Origin of the sequence: Thermodesulfovibrio sp. 1176, from assembly GCF_029946585.1 — a bacterium.
Lineage (GTDB): Bacteria > Nitrospirota > Thermodesulfovibrionia > Thermodesulfovibrionales > Thermodesulfovibrionaceae > Thermodesulfovibrio.
In genome coordinates this window covers 1-255 of record NZ_JARZRZ010000028.1, presented here as the reverse complement: position 1 = coordinate 255, position 255 = coordinate 1, and the positions used below count along the sequence as shown (strand labels likewise).

At 41.6% G+C, this 255-nt stretch carries 1 protein-coding gene; it reads left to right on the top strand.

What is annotated here, in order from left to right; all coding sequences use genetic code 11:
• Positions 1-255 (top strand): hypothetical protein (locus tag QI155_RS11020; protein WP_281321687.1); only part of this gene is annotated, 255 nt, incomplete at both ends.

The window sequence follows — 255 nt, the reverse complement described above, 5'->3', positions numbered from 1 at the left end:
AATGTTTCTTGTGCCGGTAGCTGCACAGGCTATATCTGCACCAAGTTCTGGAAGTTTTGCATATGATGTTTATGATATTGCGATTAACAAGATTCTTAAAGGTCCTATTGGGTTTGTGTGCGGTGGTACTGCTATAGTGCTTGGTGCAGTAAACGCAATAGGCGGCAGAGTTATGTCAGCAGTTCCATGTGTGCTTGGTGGAGCAGCTATTTTAAAAGCAGATGCTATTACAACATCTTTAGGGTTGCTTTTTTA